The following is a 14,225-nucleotide window of genomic DNA, read 5'->3' as shown; positions in this document are numbered from 1 at the left end:
AGAAAGTATAAGTTTCACACTACACCGTATCCTTATATTTCTCGCAAAACGCTTACCGTCCTTTAGCCTTTAGGGACGCCGGAGGCGTTTTTGCTTGGCTTAGGATATTTCACAACGGGCCATTTCACTTTCCTTAAGGCGTTCATAACCTCTGGTCCAACGTTCAGATTACTTTGAACCAACTCATGAGGAGTGAGAGCCATCCATTGATTCAGAGAAACGTCCGCAAAACGATCGCTTTTAAACATTTCGAGGAACCACAAGGAGTCGTCGCCTGTATTCTGAATATAATGTCCAAACGCAAAAGGAACATATCCTACATCGCCTGCTCTGTAGTTGAAGGTACGTGCTACACCATTTCCAGCGAATACGGTCATGCGTCCTTTTCCGGTAAGATAATACTGCCATTCATCGTTATTTGGATGCCAGTGCAGCTCTCTCATCCCTCCGGGTTCAATTTCTACCAATGCGGCAGCGACGGTTTTGGAGATCGGAAAGTTACTGGAATCGACTATTCTGACACTCCCGCCGGGAGTCCTCAGCGGAGGTTGAGCCAATAAGGAATGTTTAAAGGTTTGTGGGATCTCTCCGTATGGAGATTCTACCCTTTGACTTTGCAATGAACCCGGAACCTGATCCTGATAAATATAGACCTGTTCGGTAGGAATGGAGTCAAATGCAGCGGCAGGCACCCCAAAGTTAGCCGAAAGCACTTCTTTCGGAGTATGGGCAAACCAATCGGAAATGGACAAGGTGTTTAGATCAGAGAAACTTCCATCGTCGAATACAAGCAGAAACTCACAGCCTTCTTCAAGACCTTGTATAGAGTGGGGAATACCTGGTGGGAAATACCATAGATCACCTGGCCCCACATCTGCTATGAAGTTTCGACCATTTTGATCTACGGCAGTAATTCGAGCTCGACCTAGCAGCATATAAGACCATTCCGCTTGCTGATGCCAATGGAGTTCACGTACTCCACCGGGGGTTAGGCTCATGTTGACGCCAGCTAGTGTAGTGGCGATGGGGAGGTCTCTGACTGTCACCTCTCTCGACCAGCCACCATGATTAAGCTGCATATGTGCATCGGAAAAAGAAAATTTTAAATTGGGGACGAGACCGGCATCGGTCACGGGAGGGACAAACATGTCGGGATTCTCCAAATCCCGCATTATATCACGTGGTCCTTTATCTAATCCCCCTGCGCCATCGCTTCGAATGGGCTGTGGGATATTTGTCTTTCTTGGCGAATCCTGTCCATCTGCAGTCATCCATCGCACTCCTTTCATGATTCTAAATAACTCAATGAAAATATATGCGGAATCCTGTCTTTTATGATGAATAACAAAAGTGGAACAAGTTGACATGCGCAAGGGGATCATTGATTATTACTAATAGAGGCTTTGTTCTAGACGGAGTAGAGAGGGAGAGGGGTTTGAGATGAATCACATTAAGGAGTCCTTACAACGATTAGGGAGAATAAGAGCTTATGTCATAGGTCTGTTGGTAATTATGTTCGCCGCGGGTTCCGCGGTTACACCTACATCGGTGTCGGCGGCTGTTCAGTTAGGGACTCAGGTAATGCCACTGTCATATGGGGGGTATTACGTCCTTTTTCCAGGTAAACTCGCTCCTTATTTTAAATCAGGTAAATTAATGGTGCCGATTCGGGCTTTCTCGAGTGCGATTGGTGCGGATTTGCTCTATGACGCATTAACGAACAGCGTTACGGTTTCACTACTGGATCGCTCTGTAGGGAAGATTAAAGCAGGGCAGCTAGAGGCAGAATTTAATGGGGAGAATGAAGATTCATTAGGGATCGCTCCAGAGATCAAGGATGGAATCCTGTTTGTTCCAGCATCCCCTATTCTAGAGGGGTTAAAGACATTTCGCTGGGAAACTCAGTTCAATAACGTGAATAAATTAACCCTTGGCATTGGCGCCAGAAAAGGGGAGGAATGGGCAAAGCCTGAGGCGGATCGAGCGCTTACCCCTTACCCAGTGGAAACAACAGCACATCCATATCCGTTATATCCGTTTAAGCTAACACAGACTCAATCTGGGAAAGAATACAGACTAACCTTAGGCGTGCAAAATACCTCTGGTTTTGTCATCCCTAAAGGGAATGCGGAACTGGAGCTGGTGAGTGTGGACAGTAAAGGGAACTCTTACTACCAAACGTTAAAAGGACCTGACTCTTTAACCTCCAAGGCGGCATTATTATCATTTTCCGTTTCCATTCCTACAGAGGCTGAATACGTCATTTTCAGATCACGTACATTGAGAGCGGAATAAGTATCATAGGTGTTCTAACAAGATATACAGAGAGCAGGTTAAGAAATAGATGACAGGTAACGAAGGGCAGCACTATCGCTTCAGTGAAGCACCCATTTGGGAGTTGCAGCGGGCTTATTATGAAGAACAGGGATTAAAGGCTTGGAATAATGATCAGGTTCCGCAGTATATTACGAGTAATCCTATGATTGCGACAGCATATGCGGAAATGATCTTCGGATTCCTGCAAGATCGGGCTGGACAAGGACATCTCTCTGAAACAGTCACTATACTGGAATTGGGAGCTGGGGCGGGTCGGTTAGCGTTCCATATCCTTAAGAAGCTATGCGAAATCATAGATTATGCGGGGACCCCACTTCCTCCTTTTCGTTATGTGATGAGTGATTTACCCGTTAAAAATATAACCAGCTGGCAGCAGCACCCTAGCTTACTTCCATTCGTAGAGCAGGGTATACTGGATTTCGCACGATTTGATGCTGTACAGGATACTGAACTGTATTTAGTGCGCGCTAAGCTCAGCATCAAACCTGGTGATTTACAGCAGCCGCTGCTGCTTGTGGCAAATTATTTTTTTGACAGTATCCCGCAGGAATTAATTTATGTGGATGAAGGTAAAATATTTGAATGTGAGGTGTCGATTCAGTATTCAGAGGCTGCAGGATCGGACAACCCCTCTGATGTACTCGGTACAATCATCCCACAATATCATTATGTTCGAGCGGCTAATTACGAAGTGGAAACCTACCCCTATCACGATGTTATAAAGCTCTACCAGCAGAAGCTGGAGGATTCCCATATTCTGTTTCCTGTTGTGGGGCTTACTTGTTTAGAGCGGCTAGCTAAGTTGTCTATAGAAGGGTTCGTACTCCTTACAGCGGATAAGGGAGATCACCGAATAGAGAATTGGGAATTTGCGGAACCCCCTTTGCTGATTCATCACGGTAGCTTCTCCTTAACAGCGAATTATCATGCAATTCAGTATATGTTGGAGCAAAAAGGAGCACACTCCTTATTTACCACTCATCATTACAAAAACTTGAATATCGGATGCATTCTTATGCTGGACGCGCCTATGAGCTATACGAACACTCGGTTAGGTTACAAGCGGTTTATAGAGCGTTTTGGCCCGGATGATTTCTTCAGTATGAAGGAATGGATGGATCAGCAATTAGATACAATGGGTCTCCAGCAGATTTTGGCTTTTTGGCGCTTAGGTGGGTATGATGCAGAATGGTTTATCCATAGTGCAGAACAGATTTCAGAGCTGCTGCCGGATGCCAGTGATGAAGAAATACTGGATCTTCAGCAGGGAATACGATTAATGTGGACAGGTTACTATCCGATGGAACAGAGCTATGACCTATCACTGGATGCTGGGTTACTGCTGTATGAAATGGATAAGTTCGAGGAGGCGTTAGCCTACTTAGCACGGTCTATGCATGCCAATTCGGAAGAACCATTAGCCTCGGTGCTTTATAGTATGGCGATTTGTAATTATGAGCTTGGAGCTGAAGGGGCTGCACTGGATTACGCGCGTAGAGCTTTGGCTGTAGAGCCTGATAATGAAGTAGTGTTGGAACTGATAACGGCTCTGAGCGAGGATTAAATTGTAAGAAGACAGAAGTACAGCACCATTTACACAGGACCCTCAATTTGGTATCCTATACAAAATAATTAAACGCGATGACGAGAAGAGTAAATAAAATCATTCCTTCACAGAGAGCCCTGAATGATGAGAACAGGGTAAGGGAGATTTTATCGAAACAAGCCTCTGAGCGGCATATCGGAACCGATCGACGGGGATGGTATGACGGGAGCTCCTGTTATAGAGCTAGAGTATAACCAATGCGTAAGATGCATTGCCGTACTTGATGAGATTAATATGGCGACATATTAATGAACCTGGGGTGGTACCGCGAGAATTTCGTCCCCAAGACCATAAGTCTTGGAGGTGAGGTTCTTTTTTATTTAAATATAAGAAAGTATAAGTTTCACACTATACTTTATCCTTATATTTCTCGCTTAAACACTTACCGTCCTTATAGGACGCCGAAGGCGTTTATGCTTGTGCAGAATAATCAGGCGGATATCACTTATAAACAGGAGGTAATACCAATGAACAAGGAACCGGAAGTATTAGCAGAGAGTTACATCGACAGATTGATTCAAGAAGAGCTGGAAGCTGGAACTTACAGTAGAGATATTTGCACGAGATTCCCACCGGAGCCTAATGGGTATTTGCATATTGGCAGTGCGTATGCTATTCACACGAACTATACGACTGCGAAAAAGTATGGCGGGAAGTTCCATTTGCGGTTCGATGACACCAATCCTTTAAAAGAGGATCTGGAGTATGTAAATGCTATTTGCGAAGATATGTTATGGATGGGCTACCCGCCAGACCATACTTTCTACGGATCAGACTATTCGGAAAAAATATATAATAGCGCGGTAAAGTTAATCCAAAAAGGAAAAGCCTACGTCTGCGATTTATCACCTGAAGAGGTGTCAGCTTATAGAGGAACGCTTACTGAGCCGGGAAAGAACAGCCCTTATCGGGAGCGTTCTGTGGAAGAGAATTTGAAGTTATTCACGGAGATGAGGAATGGAGCCTATCCGACGGGAGCCAGAGTATTACGGGCCAAAATAGATATGAGCTCACCTAATATCAACTTGCGTGATCCAGTGATTTACAGAATCATTCATGCGGAGCATTATAGAACCGGCAACGATTGGTGCATCTATCCGATGTATGATTTTGCCCATCCTATACAAGATGCAATCGAAGGGATTACGCATTCCCTATGTTCCATTGAGTTTAAGGATCATCGACCACTGTATGAGTGGGTGCTGAATGAACTGGATACCCCTGAGGCTCCAAAGCAAAGGGAATTCGGACGCGTAAATATCACCGGCGTCGTTACTAGCAAACGGTATATTAGACAACTGGTTACAGGACATTATGTGGATGGCTGGGATGATCCAAGACTTCCAACGCTTCGCGGACTGCGGAGAAGAGGTTTTACGCCGGAGAGTATTCGGAATTTTGTGAAGGAAATTGGATTTGTTAGGAATAGCACCATTGTAGATATTGCCATGTTAGAGCATTCGCTTAGACAAGATTTGAAGGCGAAGGCAACTAGCGTGATGGCTGTTCTAAAGCCTCTAAAGGTGGTTATTACTAACTACCCTGAGAATCAAAGCGAATGGCTGAAGATTGAGAATAACAGTGAGGATAAGACGCTTGGGGAAAGGGAAGTTCCTTTTTCACGGACGCTTTATATTGAACAAGAGGATTTCATGGAGGAGCCACCCAAAGGTTATCACAGGCTGACTATAGGGAATGAGGTTAGGTTAAAGGGCGCCTACTTCATTAAGTGCAATGAGGTGCTCAAGGACGAAGCAACTGGAGAGGTTATAGAGCTTCGCTGCACCTATGATCCGAGAACGAAGAGTGGAAGTGGATTTAATGAACGGAAGGTTAAAGCGACCATCCACTGGGTATCGGCAGAGCACGCGATCAAGGCGGAAGTTCATCTATATGAGCGGTTGCTAAAAGATAACGACGGTCCTAAAGAAGAGGATGAGCGCTGGGACGCGTATCTTAATCCAGATTCCCTAACCATTCTGAAGGATTGTTTGTTGGAGCCTTCCATGGCGAGTGCACTTCCAGAAGATAAATTTCAATTCATCCGGCATGGATTCTTCTGTGTAGATAAGAAATATACCACAGCAGATAAGCTGGTACTGAACCGAATTGTGCCGCTTAAGGATACATGGAAGAAAAATTCGTAATTCACAGCACATCCTTTCTCCACAACTTTTCTTTATGATATAGAGGTCATAATGAAATTGTAGGAGGTAATGCTATGAATTGGTCTTGGTTAATCACATTGATCTGTCCTTTGATGATGTTATTTATGATGTTCGGACTGGGTGGGAAACATGGACACGGGCACGGGCATGGGTCGAGAAAGCAAGCGTCGCCTGATTATCAGGAGCTTCAGAAAGAATTGAATGAGCTGAAAATGCAGAATGAACAAATGAGAAGAGATATTCAAAGTCTCACACCATAAGCATTTCGGATTAATTGGCTTAAGCTGGGCGAAGATCGGGTAATTTCTGATCATCGTCCAGCTTTTTTTGTTCTTGGTCGTAGGTGGACAAGCATATGAAAATTTCTAATGAAACATATTTACATTTTTCAGAAATGAGCATATACTTTAAATATAAGTTGCACAGAGGAAACTTTCGTGTATATAGACAACTTTTTTTGGGCAAGAGGAGGAATGGACATGTTGGAACAAACTTTAATAGAAAAACCACATATAGAACAACCGCATATGAGACAACATAAAAACTCCATTTCGGCGCAAGCCGTACTTAATGGGGAGACCAAAGGAATTAAAAGATTACTTCCTTTCTTAGGTCCAGCGTTTATCGCTGCGGTTGCTTATCTGGATCCAGGTAATTTTGCCACCAACATTACGGCAGGTTCAAAATACGGCTATCTTTTATTATGGGTGATTGTAGCCTCGAATTTAATGGCCGTTCTTATTCAGGCGTTATCCGCCAAGCTTGGTATTGCTACAGGAAAGAATCTGCCGGAGATCGCTCATGATCGTTTTCCGAAGAGTGTATCGATCTTCTTATGGATTCAAAGTGAACTGGTGATAATAGCTACCGATCTGGCGGAGTTTATCGGGGCAGCATTGGGGCTTTATCTATTATTTGATATTCCCATGCTGCCGGCAGCACTCATTACTGCGGTCGGTTCATTTGCTATCCTGGAGCTTCAGCGCCGGGGTTACCGTTCCCTTGAGGCCGGAATTGCTGCAATGATTCTTATAGTTGTATTAGCTTTTGCTTTTCAAGTAATTGTAGCTAAACCGGATATGGGTGCTGTTGCTGTAGGCATGTTCACACCTAAGTTTGAAGGGGTGGATAGCATTCTTTTGGCCGCAGGAATTCTAGGCGCAACCGTGATGCCACATGCCATTTATCTACATTCATCACTTACACAGAACCGTATTGTCGGAGTAAATGAAGCGGAGAAGAAACAAATCTTTAAACTGGAATTCATAGATATTATTATTGCGATGATTATTGCAGGGGCAGTGAATCTGGCGATGGTTATTGTCTCAGCCGCATTATTTTTTAAAAATGGTATCGTGGTTGAGGATTTGGATGTTGCGTTTCAGCAATTTAGTCACTTAGCTGGACCCGTAACGGCCATCTCCTTTGGCTTAGGACTACTCATCGCAGGACTATCGAGCTCTTCTGTAGGAACTATGGCTGGCGATGTGGTAATGCAAGGCTTCATCAACAAAAGAATTAACCTGTACTTACGCCGTGCGATTACGATTATTCCACCTTTGGCTATCATTGGTTTTGGTGTAAATCCAACGAAAGCACTCGTTATCAGCCAGGTGATCTTGTCCTTTGGGATTGCCTTTGCTCTGGTACCACTGGTTATGTTTACAAGCAATCGTCAGATTATGGGCGGGTTAGTGAATCGTAAGATGACAGCTGCTCTCGGCTGGCTTATCTCTGGTCTTGTTGTATCGTTAAATTTATTTTTGGTATATCAAATATTTGGATAAGGCAGGACATCTTTATTTGGTGAGTGAAAAAAGGTATACTTGAGCATGTTTATAATTCACGCCAGAGTAAGGAGATCGACAATGTCCATGCAAGAAATATCCGGTTATAAGTCTATAGCCCTTGATATTGCACAAAGAATTGTAAGCGGGGAATTTCCCGTACAGAGTAAGCTATCCGGGCGTTCTCTATTGGCAGGGCAATATCATGTTTCTCCAGAAACGATTCGTAAGGCTATGGGATTATTGAAGGATGAGAATATAGTGTTTGTTTCGCAAGGAAAAGAGATTATTGTCATCTCTGATCAAAAGGCGTATGAGTATATTACTAGGAATAACTATCTGAAATCAGCTTATTCGTTGAAACAGGATCTAGAGCAATTGTTGCTTGAAAAGAAGAAGCTTGACGGCAAGTTCGAGAGGGTACTAACTGGAATTATCGAGGCATCAGACCGGATGAAGAATTTAAAGCCGTACCACCCGGAAGAAATTACAATCCATGAGGAATCACATGTGGTTGGCAAAACCATTGGAGCATTACAATTTTGGCAGAATACAGGTGCTACGATTATAGCGCTTCGCCGGGGTGCGAACGTAACAATCTCCCCAGGTCCACATGTCATACTCAGAGAAAATGATGTACTTGTAGCAGTTGGTGATGAGAAAATGTACCAAAGAACAGAGCAATTTATTAATAAAAATGCAGAGAATCATTTATAATAATAGATCAAAAAAAGGCTATCCAGCGGGGTTTATCACTGGATAGCTTTTTTTATAATTACAATATTACATTTATTTACAAACAACTTATTATAATAATGTAGGTTGTCAGTTGGGGAGTTGTTTGTTATAGTTTAACTTACAGAGTCGCCCGGTGAGATGATCTGACGATAGAAATAAGAAGGAGAGACCCTATGCTGAAATTTGAAAAAGTAGGTAAGAAATACCCGAATGGTTATGAAGCAGTTAAGAATATTAGCTTTGAAATTGAAGCTGGAGAAATACTAGTATTGATCGGTCCGAGCGGTTGCGGAAAGACAACAACGATGAAAATGATAAATCGTCTTGTTCCGCATACTTCAGGCCATATTTATATCCACGGCAAAGATATCACCAAGGAGAACCCCGTAACCCTCCGCAAGAACATCGGTTATGTTATTCAACAAGCTGGTTTGTTCCCGCACTACACCATAGAAGATAATGTAGGCTTGATTCCCGACCTAAAGGGCTGGGATGTGAAGAAGAAAAAAGAACGGGTGCTCGAAATGCTCCGCCTAGTCGGACTTGATCCGGCCATATTTGCCAAGCGTTATCCGAAACAATTATCAGGTGGGCAGCAGCAGCGTGTAGGTGTAGCCCGTGCATTGGCTGCTGATCCCGAGATTATATTGATGGATGAACCGTTTGGTGCTTTGGACCCTATTACCCGTGAGCAGCTGCAGGATGAACTGCTGCGCATGCAACAAGAAGTGAAGAAGACAATAGTATTTGTAACACATGATATGGATGAAGCACTGAAGCTTGGAGATAAAATCGCTATTCTAAAAGATGGTGAAATCGTTCAACTAGATACACCTTATGAGCTGCTCAGCCGGCCTGCTAATGATTTCGTAGAATCATTTATCGGCAAAAACCGTATTTACCAAAACCCTGAGTATATCCCCGTAACAGAAGTTATGCGTGACAATCCATCTACATCTCTTCCCGGGCGCACGCTGGGTAAAGCTCTTACCTTTATGCGTCAACGCAAAATGGATACATTACTGGTTGGAAACGAGAAAGGTAAGCTGCTTGGCATAGTCTCCGCTTATGATGTTACCGCCAAAATGGAACAAAGCCTTACTATCGAGGAAATTATGACACCACCTGGGGTGGTGCTGCAGGATACAGCAACAGCAAGAGACGCATTATCATTGATTACGGAAGCTCCATACGGCATTATTCCGATTGTAACCGCTGAGGGGAACATTGCCGGGATTGTTACAAGAGGTAGTCTTCTGACGGCGTTTGCAGCACAATGGGGAGGCACGAAAGAGGAGGAAGTGTCTGTATGAGAGATCAATCGTTATGGCAACAACTCATATATCAATTAGATTTACGTAGGGATGATTTGATTCATTCTATGGGAGTGCATATGCAACTTGTGCTCTTGTCCATGTTATTTGCAATTATTGTTGGCATTGCGCTTGGAATCTTGATTACACGGGTTAAACCACTGAAAGGGATTACGCTTGGTGCTGCGGGGATTCTTCAGACAATACCTAGTCTGGCGATGCTCGGATTTATGATTCCTCTATTTGGCATAGGGATGAAGACGGCAGTTGTAGCTTTGTTTCTGTATTCACTGCTGCCAATCATCCGCAACACCTACACGGGAATTACTGATGTGGATCCGTCTATAGTGGAAGCGGCCCGGGGAATGGGAATGAAGAGCTGGCAAATTCTATTCAGGGTTCAACTCCCTTTAGCTTTAAGTGTAATTATGGCGGGGATCCGTACTGCTGCAGTTATTAATGTCGGGACAGCAACACTGGCAGCCTTTATCGGTGCTGGCGGATTGGGTGAATTTATTTTCTTAGGTATTCAACGGAACATCGAAGCTCTAACCTTACTTGGCGCTATTCCGGCCGCGATTCTTGCACTCGTGCTGGATTATCTACTCGGATTGCTTGAAAGATTAACGACTCCAAAGGGATTGAAAGTATAACTAAAACTCTAGTCTTGAAAGAATATAAAAGGGGAGATTATATATGAAAATTCCAAAATTGATGACAGGCGTTCTAACTACAGTATTAATGGGGACGTTACTTGCTGGGTGTGGTGGCGGGAATAATAACGCTGCTGCGGGTAACAGTGGAGAAATCACGATTGGCTCCAAAAACTTCACGGAGAATGTTCTACTCGCTCATATGATGGCAGATCTGATAGAAGATAAAACAGATATTAAAGTGAAGCGTCAGATGAACTTGGGAGGCTCTAATGTAGCTTGGAGTGCGCTTGAGAATAATAATATCCAGCTATATCCGGATTACACCGGAACCATTGTAGCCAATTACTATCAAGAGGAGACGGGAAACTCTGATGAATCGTTGGCAAAAACCAGAGAACTGCTTGAAAAAGATGGAATGGCCTTTCTGGATCCATTCGGCATAAATAATACCTATACTTTAGCTGTTAGTCGTGAAACGGCTGAGAAGTACAATCTAAAGACTTTCAGCGATTTGGCCAAAGTATCTGGAAATATGGTTCTTGGCGTAGAGTTCGAGTTCTTGGATCGTGAGGACGGATACCCCGGTATCCAAAAACTCTACGGAATGGATTTCAAGCAGAGCAAAGGAATGGACCATGGTATCATGTACCGTTCGATTGACGATGGGGAAACAGATGTAACCAATGCATACGCGACGGATGCACAAATTAAAGTACATGATCTGGTGATTCTGCAGGATGATAAGGAATTCTTCCCACCTTATGATGCAGGACCGATTATTCGTCAGGAAACGTTAGATAAATACCCTGAATTGAAAGGCGTCTTAAATCAATTGAACGGACAAATCAGTGACGAAGAAATGCAGCAATTGAACGCAGAAGTTGATGTGGATGCGCTCAAGGAAGAGGATGTAGCTCGTAATTTCCTGATCAAAAAGGGATTAATAGAAGGCTAAATATGAAATATAAACTAAAGCAGGCTAGGGAATTTCCTAGCCTGCTTCTTTGCTGATTATTTATAGGTCTGTCTAGTTTCTGAAGTAGTCTGCCAATCCTTCGGCGATAGCCTTGGCTGCTTTTTTCTGATAGGAGGATTTACGGACAATTGACTCATCTGTAGGGTTGGTAAGAAATCCGAGTTCAACTAAGGTAGCTGGAATTCGATTCTCCCTTAGGATGTGATAATCACCAAAGGATAACCCATTGCTCTTTAGACCGATGCCTTGTCCCAGCCGGGTTTCAATCGCCCGTGCCAGCTTTAGATCATCGGACTCGGAGTAAAAGAAGGTTAGTGTCCCAGATACTTTTTTCGGAGAGGAATTATAATGAATGCTTACAAATGCATTTGCACGCAGGTCCTCACTCATCTGAACACGCCGTGCGAGCGTAGGCTTCTGATCCTCCCGGGTACGTGTCATCTCAACTCGTGCACCTTTAGCTAAAAGGGCATCGCGGAGATAAAGTGCGGTTTGCAGATTCAAATCCTTCTCCATGGTGTTATATGTAGTGCCGAGCATTCCCGGATCACTGCCGCCATGACCGGGATCTACGACGATTAATTTTCCTCGTAAATTTCCTGTGTGCGAAATGCTGCTTGTAGTGCTTGTGCTTCTTGGCGTGGTTCCAGATCGGATGTATTGTGCTGCGACCCAACCGATGTCACCGCTAGCTGTTCGAATTCGTGCCCAATCGTCCTGACGAAGGAGGAGGATAGCTGTATCCTTAGCTTTTAAAGAACCGAGTACCTTATATTGTGTGCCTGGACCGCTTCGAACGCGTAGTGAATCTGCCGTAACTGTAACCTTTGTGGTACTACTCAAGGCGCTGGTTGAGGTGGAAGAAGTAGTGCTGGGTTTGGAAGCTACCGATGATCCAGAAGCGCCAGATTGCTTGGAGCTATTGTTCACCTTTTTAAGGTAATAGCCGGCTACCCAGCCAGAGGTGTTCCCCGTCTTAACCTTCAACCACCCGTGTTGTTCATCGGTCACAGTTACTTTTGCTCCGTTCTTAATAGATCCTACAACAGTTGCATTCTTTGCCGGCTCACTGCGTACATTTAAAGAGTTCGCGTATACCTGAGCGGTATAACTAACTGCTGCCGTTTTAGCTTCAGCAGGCTGTGACGCTGTTATACCCATAAGGCTTGCTGCAAGCAATGTGACACCTATCATTTTTTTCATAGTATCCTCGCTTTTTCAAAGTAGTCGTAATTTTTTACCCACTTTACGAGGTTTAGAATAATATTTTTTGAGAAATTTATGAGAACTTGGCCTCTTTTCTGGTGGTCTAAAGACTTGTATAATTATTACATATCGGGAAGGATGAAGGAGCACTGCCGTGACTAAACCAAAGCTATTCATTGGATCTTCCAGAGAATCCATACGTTATGCAAGAGCGATTCATGAGCAGCTGAAGAGGGATGCTGAAGTACATCCTTGGTATGCCAATGCCTTTCGAGCGAATGAATACACGATGGAGGCACTGGAGAGAAATTTGGATGAGAGCGATTTTGCCGTATTTGTGTTCTCGCCAGATGATGTCGCCAAAATACGCGGTAAATTTTATTATGTGACTCGTGATAATACGGGGTTTGAAATGGGATTGTTTTGGGCCAGATTACGGCGTAATCGCGTTTTTTGCTTAGTGCCGGATCAGGTGACTGCCCGCGACGATTTAATCCCTGGACAGAATGTTGAAGAATATCATCTGTTGTCCGATTTGTCGGGAATTACAGCTTTAGAGTATGAGATGCACCATGATAATCCTACGGCTGCTGTGGATGTGAGCTGTGGTAAGATTATTGATAGTGTCCAGGGGTTTGGAAAATTCCGTGACCCGGTGAAAGATTTAGAGCAGCTAAAGATGGAATTAAGGCGCAAAGAAAGTATCCTTCATTTTTTTTGGCAATATAATAGTAATGTGACCATCTCTGAGGATGGAGAGAAGTATCACGCACTCAGTGAGGCGATCCGCAATTCTTTCTTACCTCCGAAGCATTGTCGTGTGATCGGTGCTGCGATCTGGCAGGCTCAAGAGAAGGAACAGCTTGTTCAGGTGGGAGGAAATGTCGGACGTGGGCACTCCTATTCCTTGACTGTTACGAAAGGGAATGAGAAGCAGCCTAGTGTGGTAGATGCATTTTTATCGAGCAAATGGACTTTTTTTCAACGCACGGAAGTTGCGGAGGTATATATCCTATGCTATCCTCTAGGTAAGAAGTATGTTCTTTCCGTACACTTTTCAGGGAGTGATGGATTATCTGCGGATGATCTTAAGGCGGTAGTTGCGAATAATCAGGATTTATTCCGTACCATCAATCATTTAGTAGGGGAGGATTCAGCATGAAGCGAATAAAGGGTATTAACAACTTATCGGGTGCTGTTCTCCGCTCTGCAAGTGGTGGAAGCAGGAGTGCAGAAGATAATAAGAATACCACAAGCAAAACAGGGTCGAGCCATTCCGCTCAGCAACCAGCTTCAGCTCAAATTTATACTGCGCCTTCTTTAGATGGTGGAGACGATGAATATAAGAAGCTTATTAGCGGGAAGGTAGACAACAATAAACCATCCTTTGCGTGATGAGCATAAGTGCTGTCTCAAAAGTAGTGAATCTACTTAGGGG

At 43.9% G+C, this 14,225-nt stretch carries 13 protein-coding genes and 1 other annotated feature; of the genes, 11 read left to right on the top strand and 2 right to left on the bottom strand.

Going from position 1 to position 14,225, the window contains the following annotated elements; translation table 11 throughout:
• Positions 1 to 62 precede the first annotated feature (62 nt).
• Positions 63 to 1,271, bottom strand: a complete 1,209-nt coding sequence (locus tag NSS87_RS27280; RefSeq protein WP_042191968.1) for an oxalate decarboxylase family bicupin — start codon at positions 1,269 to 1,271, stop codon at positions 63 to 65.
• 169 nt (positions 1,272 to 1,440) lie between these two features.
• On the opposite strand from NSS87_RS27280, the gene NSS87_RS27275 reads away from it, so the two are divergent.
• The 9 genes from NSS87_RS27275 (at position 1,441) to NSS87_RS27235 (ending at position 11,560) form a co-directional block, all read left to right on the top strand.
• The gene (locus NSS87_RS27275; protein WP_339243532.1) at positions 1,441 to 2,295 is read left to right on the top strand and encodes a copper amine oxidase N-terminal domain-containing protein; all 855 of its coding nucleotides are present in this window, start codon (positions 1,441 to 1,443) and stop codon (positions 2,293 to 2,295) included.
• Positions 2,296 to 2,344: 49 nt separating this feature from the next.
• Positions 2,345 to 3,901: a tetratricopeptide repeat protein gene (locus NSS87_RS27270; RefSeq protein ID WP_339243530.1), complete on the top strand. Its 1,557-nt coding sequence runs from the start codon at positions 2,345 to 2,347 to the stop codon at positions 3,899 to 3,901.
• Positions 3,902 to 3,969: 68 nt separating this feature from the next.
• Positions 3,970 to 4,230: a binding site (T-box leader), on the top strand.
• A gap of 180 nt (positions 4,231 to 4,410) precedes the next feature.
• Entirely contained in the window at positions 4,411 to 6,090 is a 1,680-nt protein-coding gene (locus NSS87_RS27265) for a glutamine--tRNA ligase/YqeY domain fusion protein (RefSeq protein ID WP_042191961.1), read from the top strand.
• 74 nt (positions 6,091 to 6,164) lie between these two features.
• Complete coding sequence (locus tag NSS87_RS27260; protein WP_042191958.1) at positions 6,165 to 6,371, top strand: DUF2933 domain-containing protein; 207 nt, start codon at positions 6,165 to 6,167, stop codon at positions 6,369 to 6,371.
• A 267-nt stretch (positions 6,372 to 6,638) separates the two neighbouring features.
• Positions 6,639 to 7,898, top strand: coding sequence for an Nramp family divalent metal transporter (locus NSS87_RS27255; protein ID WP_042194556.1), 1,260 nt, complete (start codon positions 6,639 to 6,641; stop codon positions 7,896 to 7,898).
• An 81-nt stretch (positions 7,899 to 7,979) separates the two neighbouring features.
• The gene (locus tag NSS87_RS27250) at positions 7,980 to 8,615 is read left to right on the top strand and encodes a TrkA C-terminal domain-containing protein (protein WP_231573348.1); all 636 of its coding nucleotides are present in this window, start codon (positions 7,980 to 7,982) and stop codon (positions 8,613 to 8,615) included.
• 194 nt (positions 8,616 to 8,809) lie between these two features.
• Complete coding sequence (locus tag NSS87_RS27245) at positions 8,810 to 9,949, top strand: ABC transporter ATP-binding protein (RefSeq protein ID WP_042191955.1); 1,140 nt, start codon at positions 8,810 to 8,812, stop codon at positions 9,947 to 9,949.
• Positions 9,946 to 10,602 (top strand): ABC transporter permease, encoded by a 657-nt coding sequence (locus tag NSS87_RS27240; protein ID WP_339243527.1) that lies wholly within the window; start codon positions 9,946 to 9,948, stop codon positions 10,600 to 10,602. Before NSS87_RS27245 ends, NSS87_RS27240 begins: the two co-directional genes overlap by 4 nt.
• 43 nt (positions 10,603 to 10,645) lie before the next feature.
• Positions 10,646 to 11,560 (top strand): glycine betaine ABC transporter substrate-binding protein, encoded by a 915-nt coding sequence (locus NSS87_RS27235; RefSeq protein ID WP_339243526.1) that lies wholly within the window; start codon positions 10,646 to 10,648, stop codon positions 11,558 to 11,560.
• Between the two features lie 72 nt (positions 11,561 to 11,632).
• Here NSS87_RS27235 and NSS87_RS27230 read toward each other — a convergent pair whose 3' ends face one another.
• Positions 11,633 to 12,784, bottom strand: coding sequence for an N-acetylmuramoyl-L-alanine amidase (locus NSS87_RS27230; RefSeq protein ID WP_339243525.1), 1,152 nt, complete (start codon positions 12,782 to 12,784; stop codon positions 11,633 to 11,635).
• Between the two features lie 157 nt (positions 12,785 to 12,941).
• On the opposite strand from NSS87_RS27230, the gene NSS87_RS27225 reads away from it, so the two are divergent.
• Positions 12,942 to 13,949, top strand: a complete 1,008-nt coding sequence (locus tag NSS87_RS27225; RefSeq protein WP_042191948.1) for a TIR domain-containing protein — start codon at positions 12,942 to 12,944, stop codon at positions 13,947 to 13,949.
• On the top strand, positions 13,946 to 14,182 hold the full coding sequence (locus NSS87_RS27220; RefSeq protein WP_076285512.1) for a hypothetical protein: 237 nt from the start codon (positions 13,946 to 13,948) through the stop codon (positions 14,180 to 14,182). Before NSS87_RS27225 ends, NSS87_RS27220 begins: the two co-directional genes overlap by 4 nt.
• The last annotated feature ends 43 nt before the right edge of the window (positions 14,183 to 14,225 follow it).

This window comes from Paenibacillus sp. FSL F4-0243 (genome assembly GCF_037963295.1).
Taxonomy (GTDB): domain Bacteria; phylum Bacillota; class Bacilli; order Paenibacillales; family Paenibacillaceae; genus Paenibacillus_AQ.
This window is presented reverse-complemented; position numbering and strand designations above follow the sequence as displayed.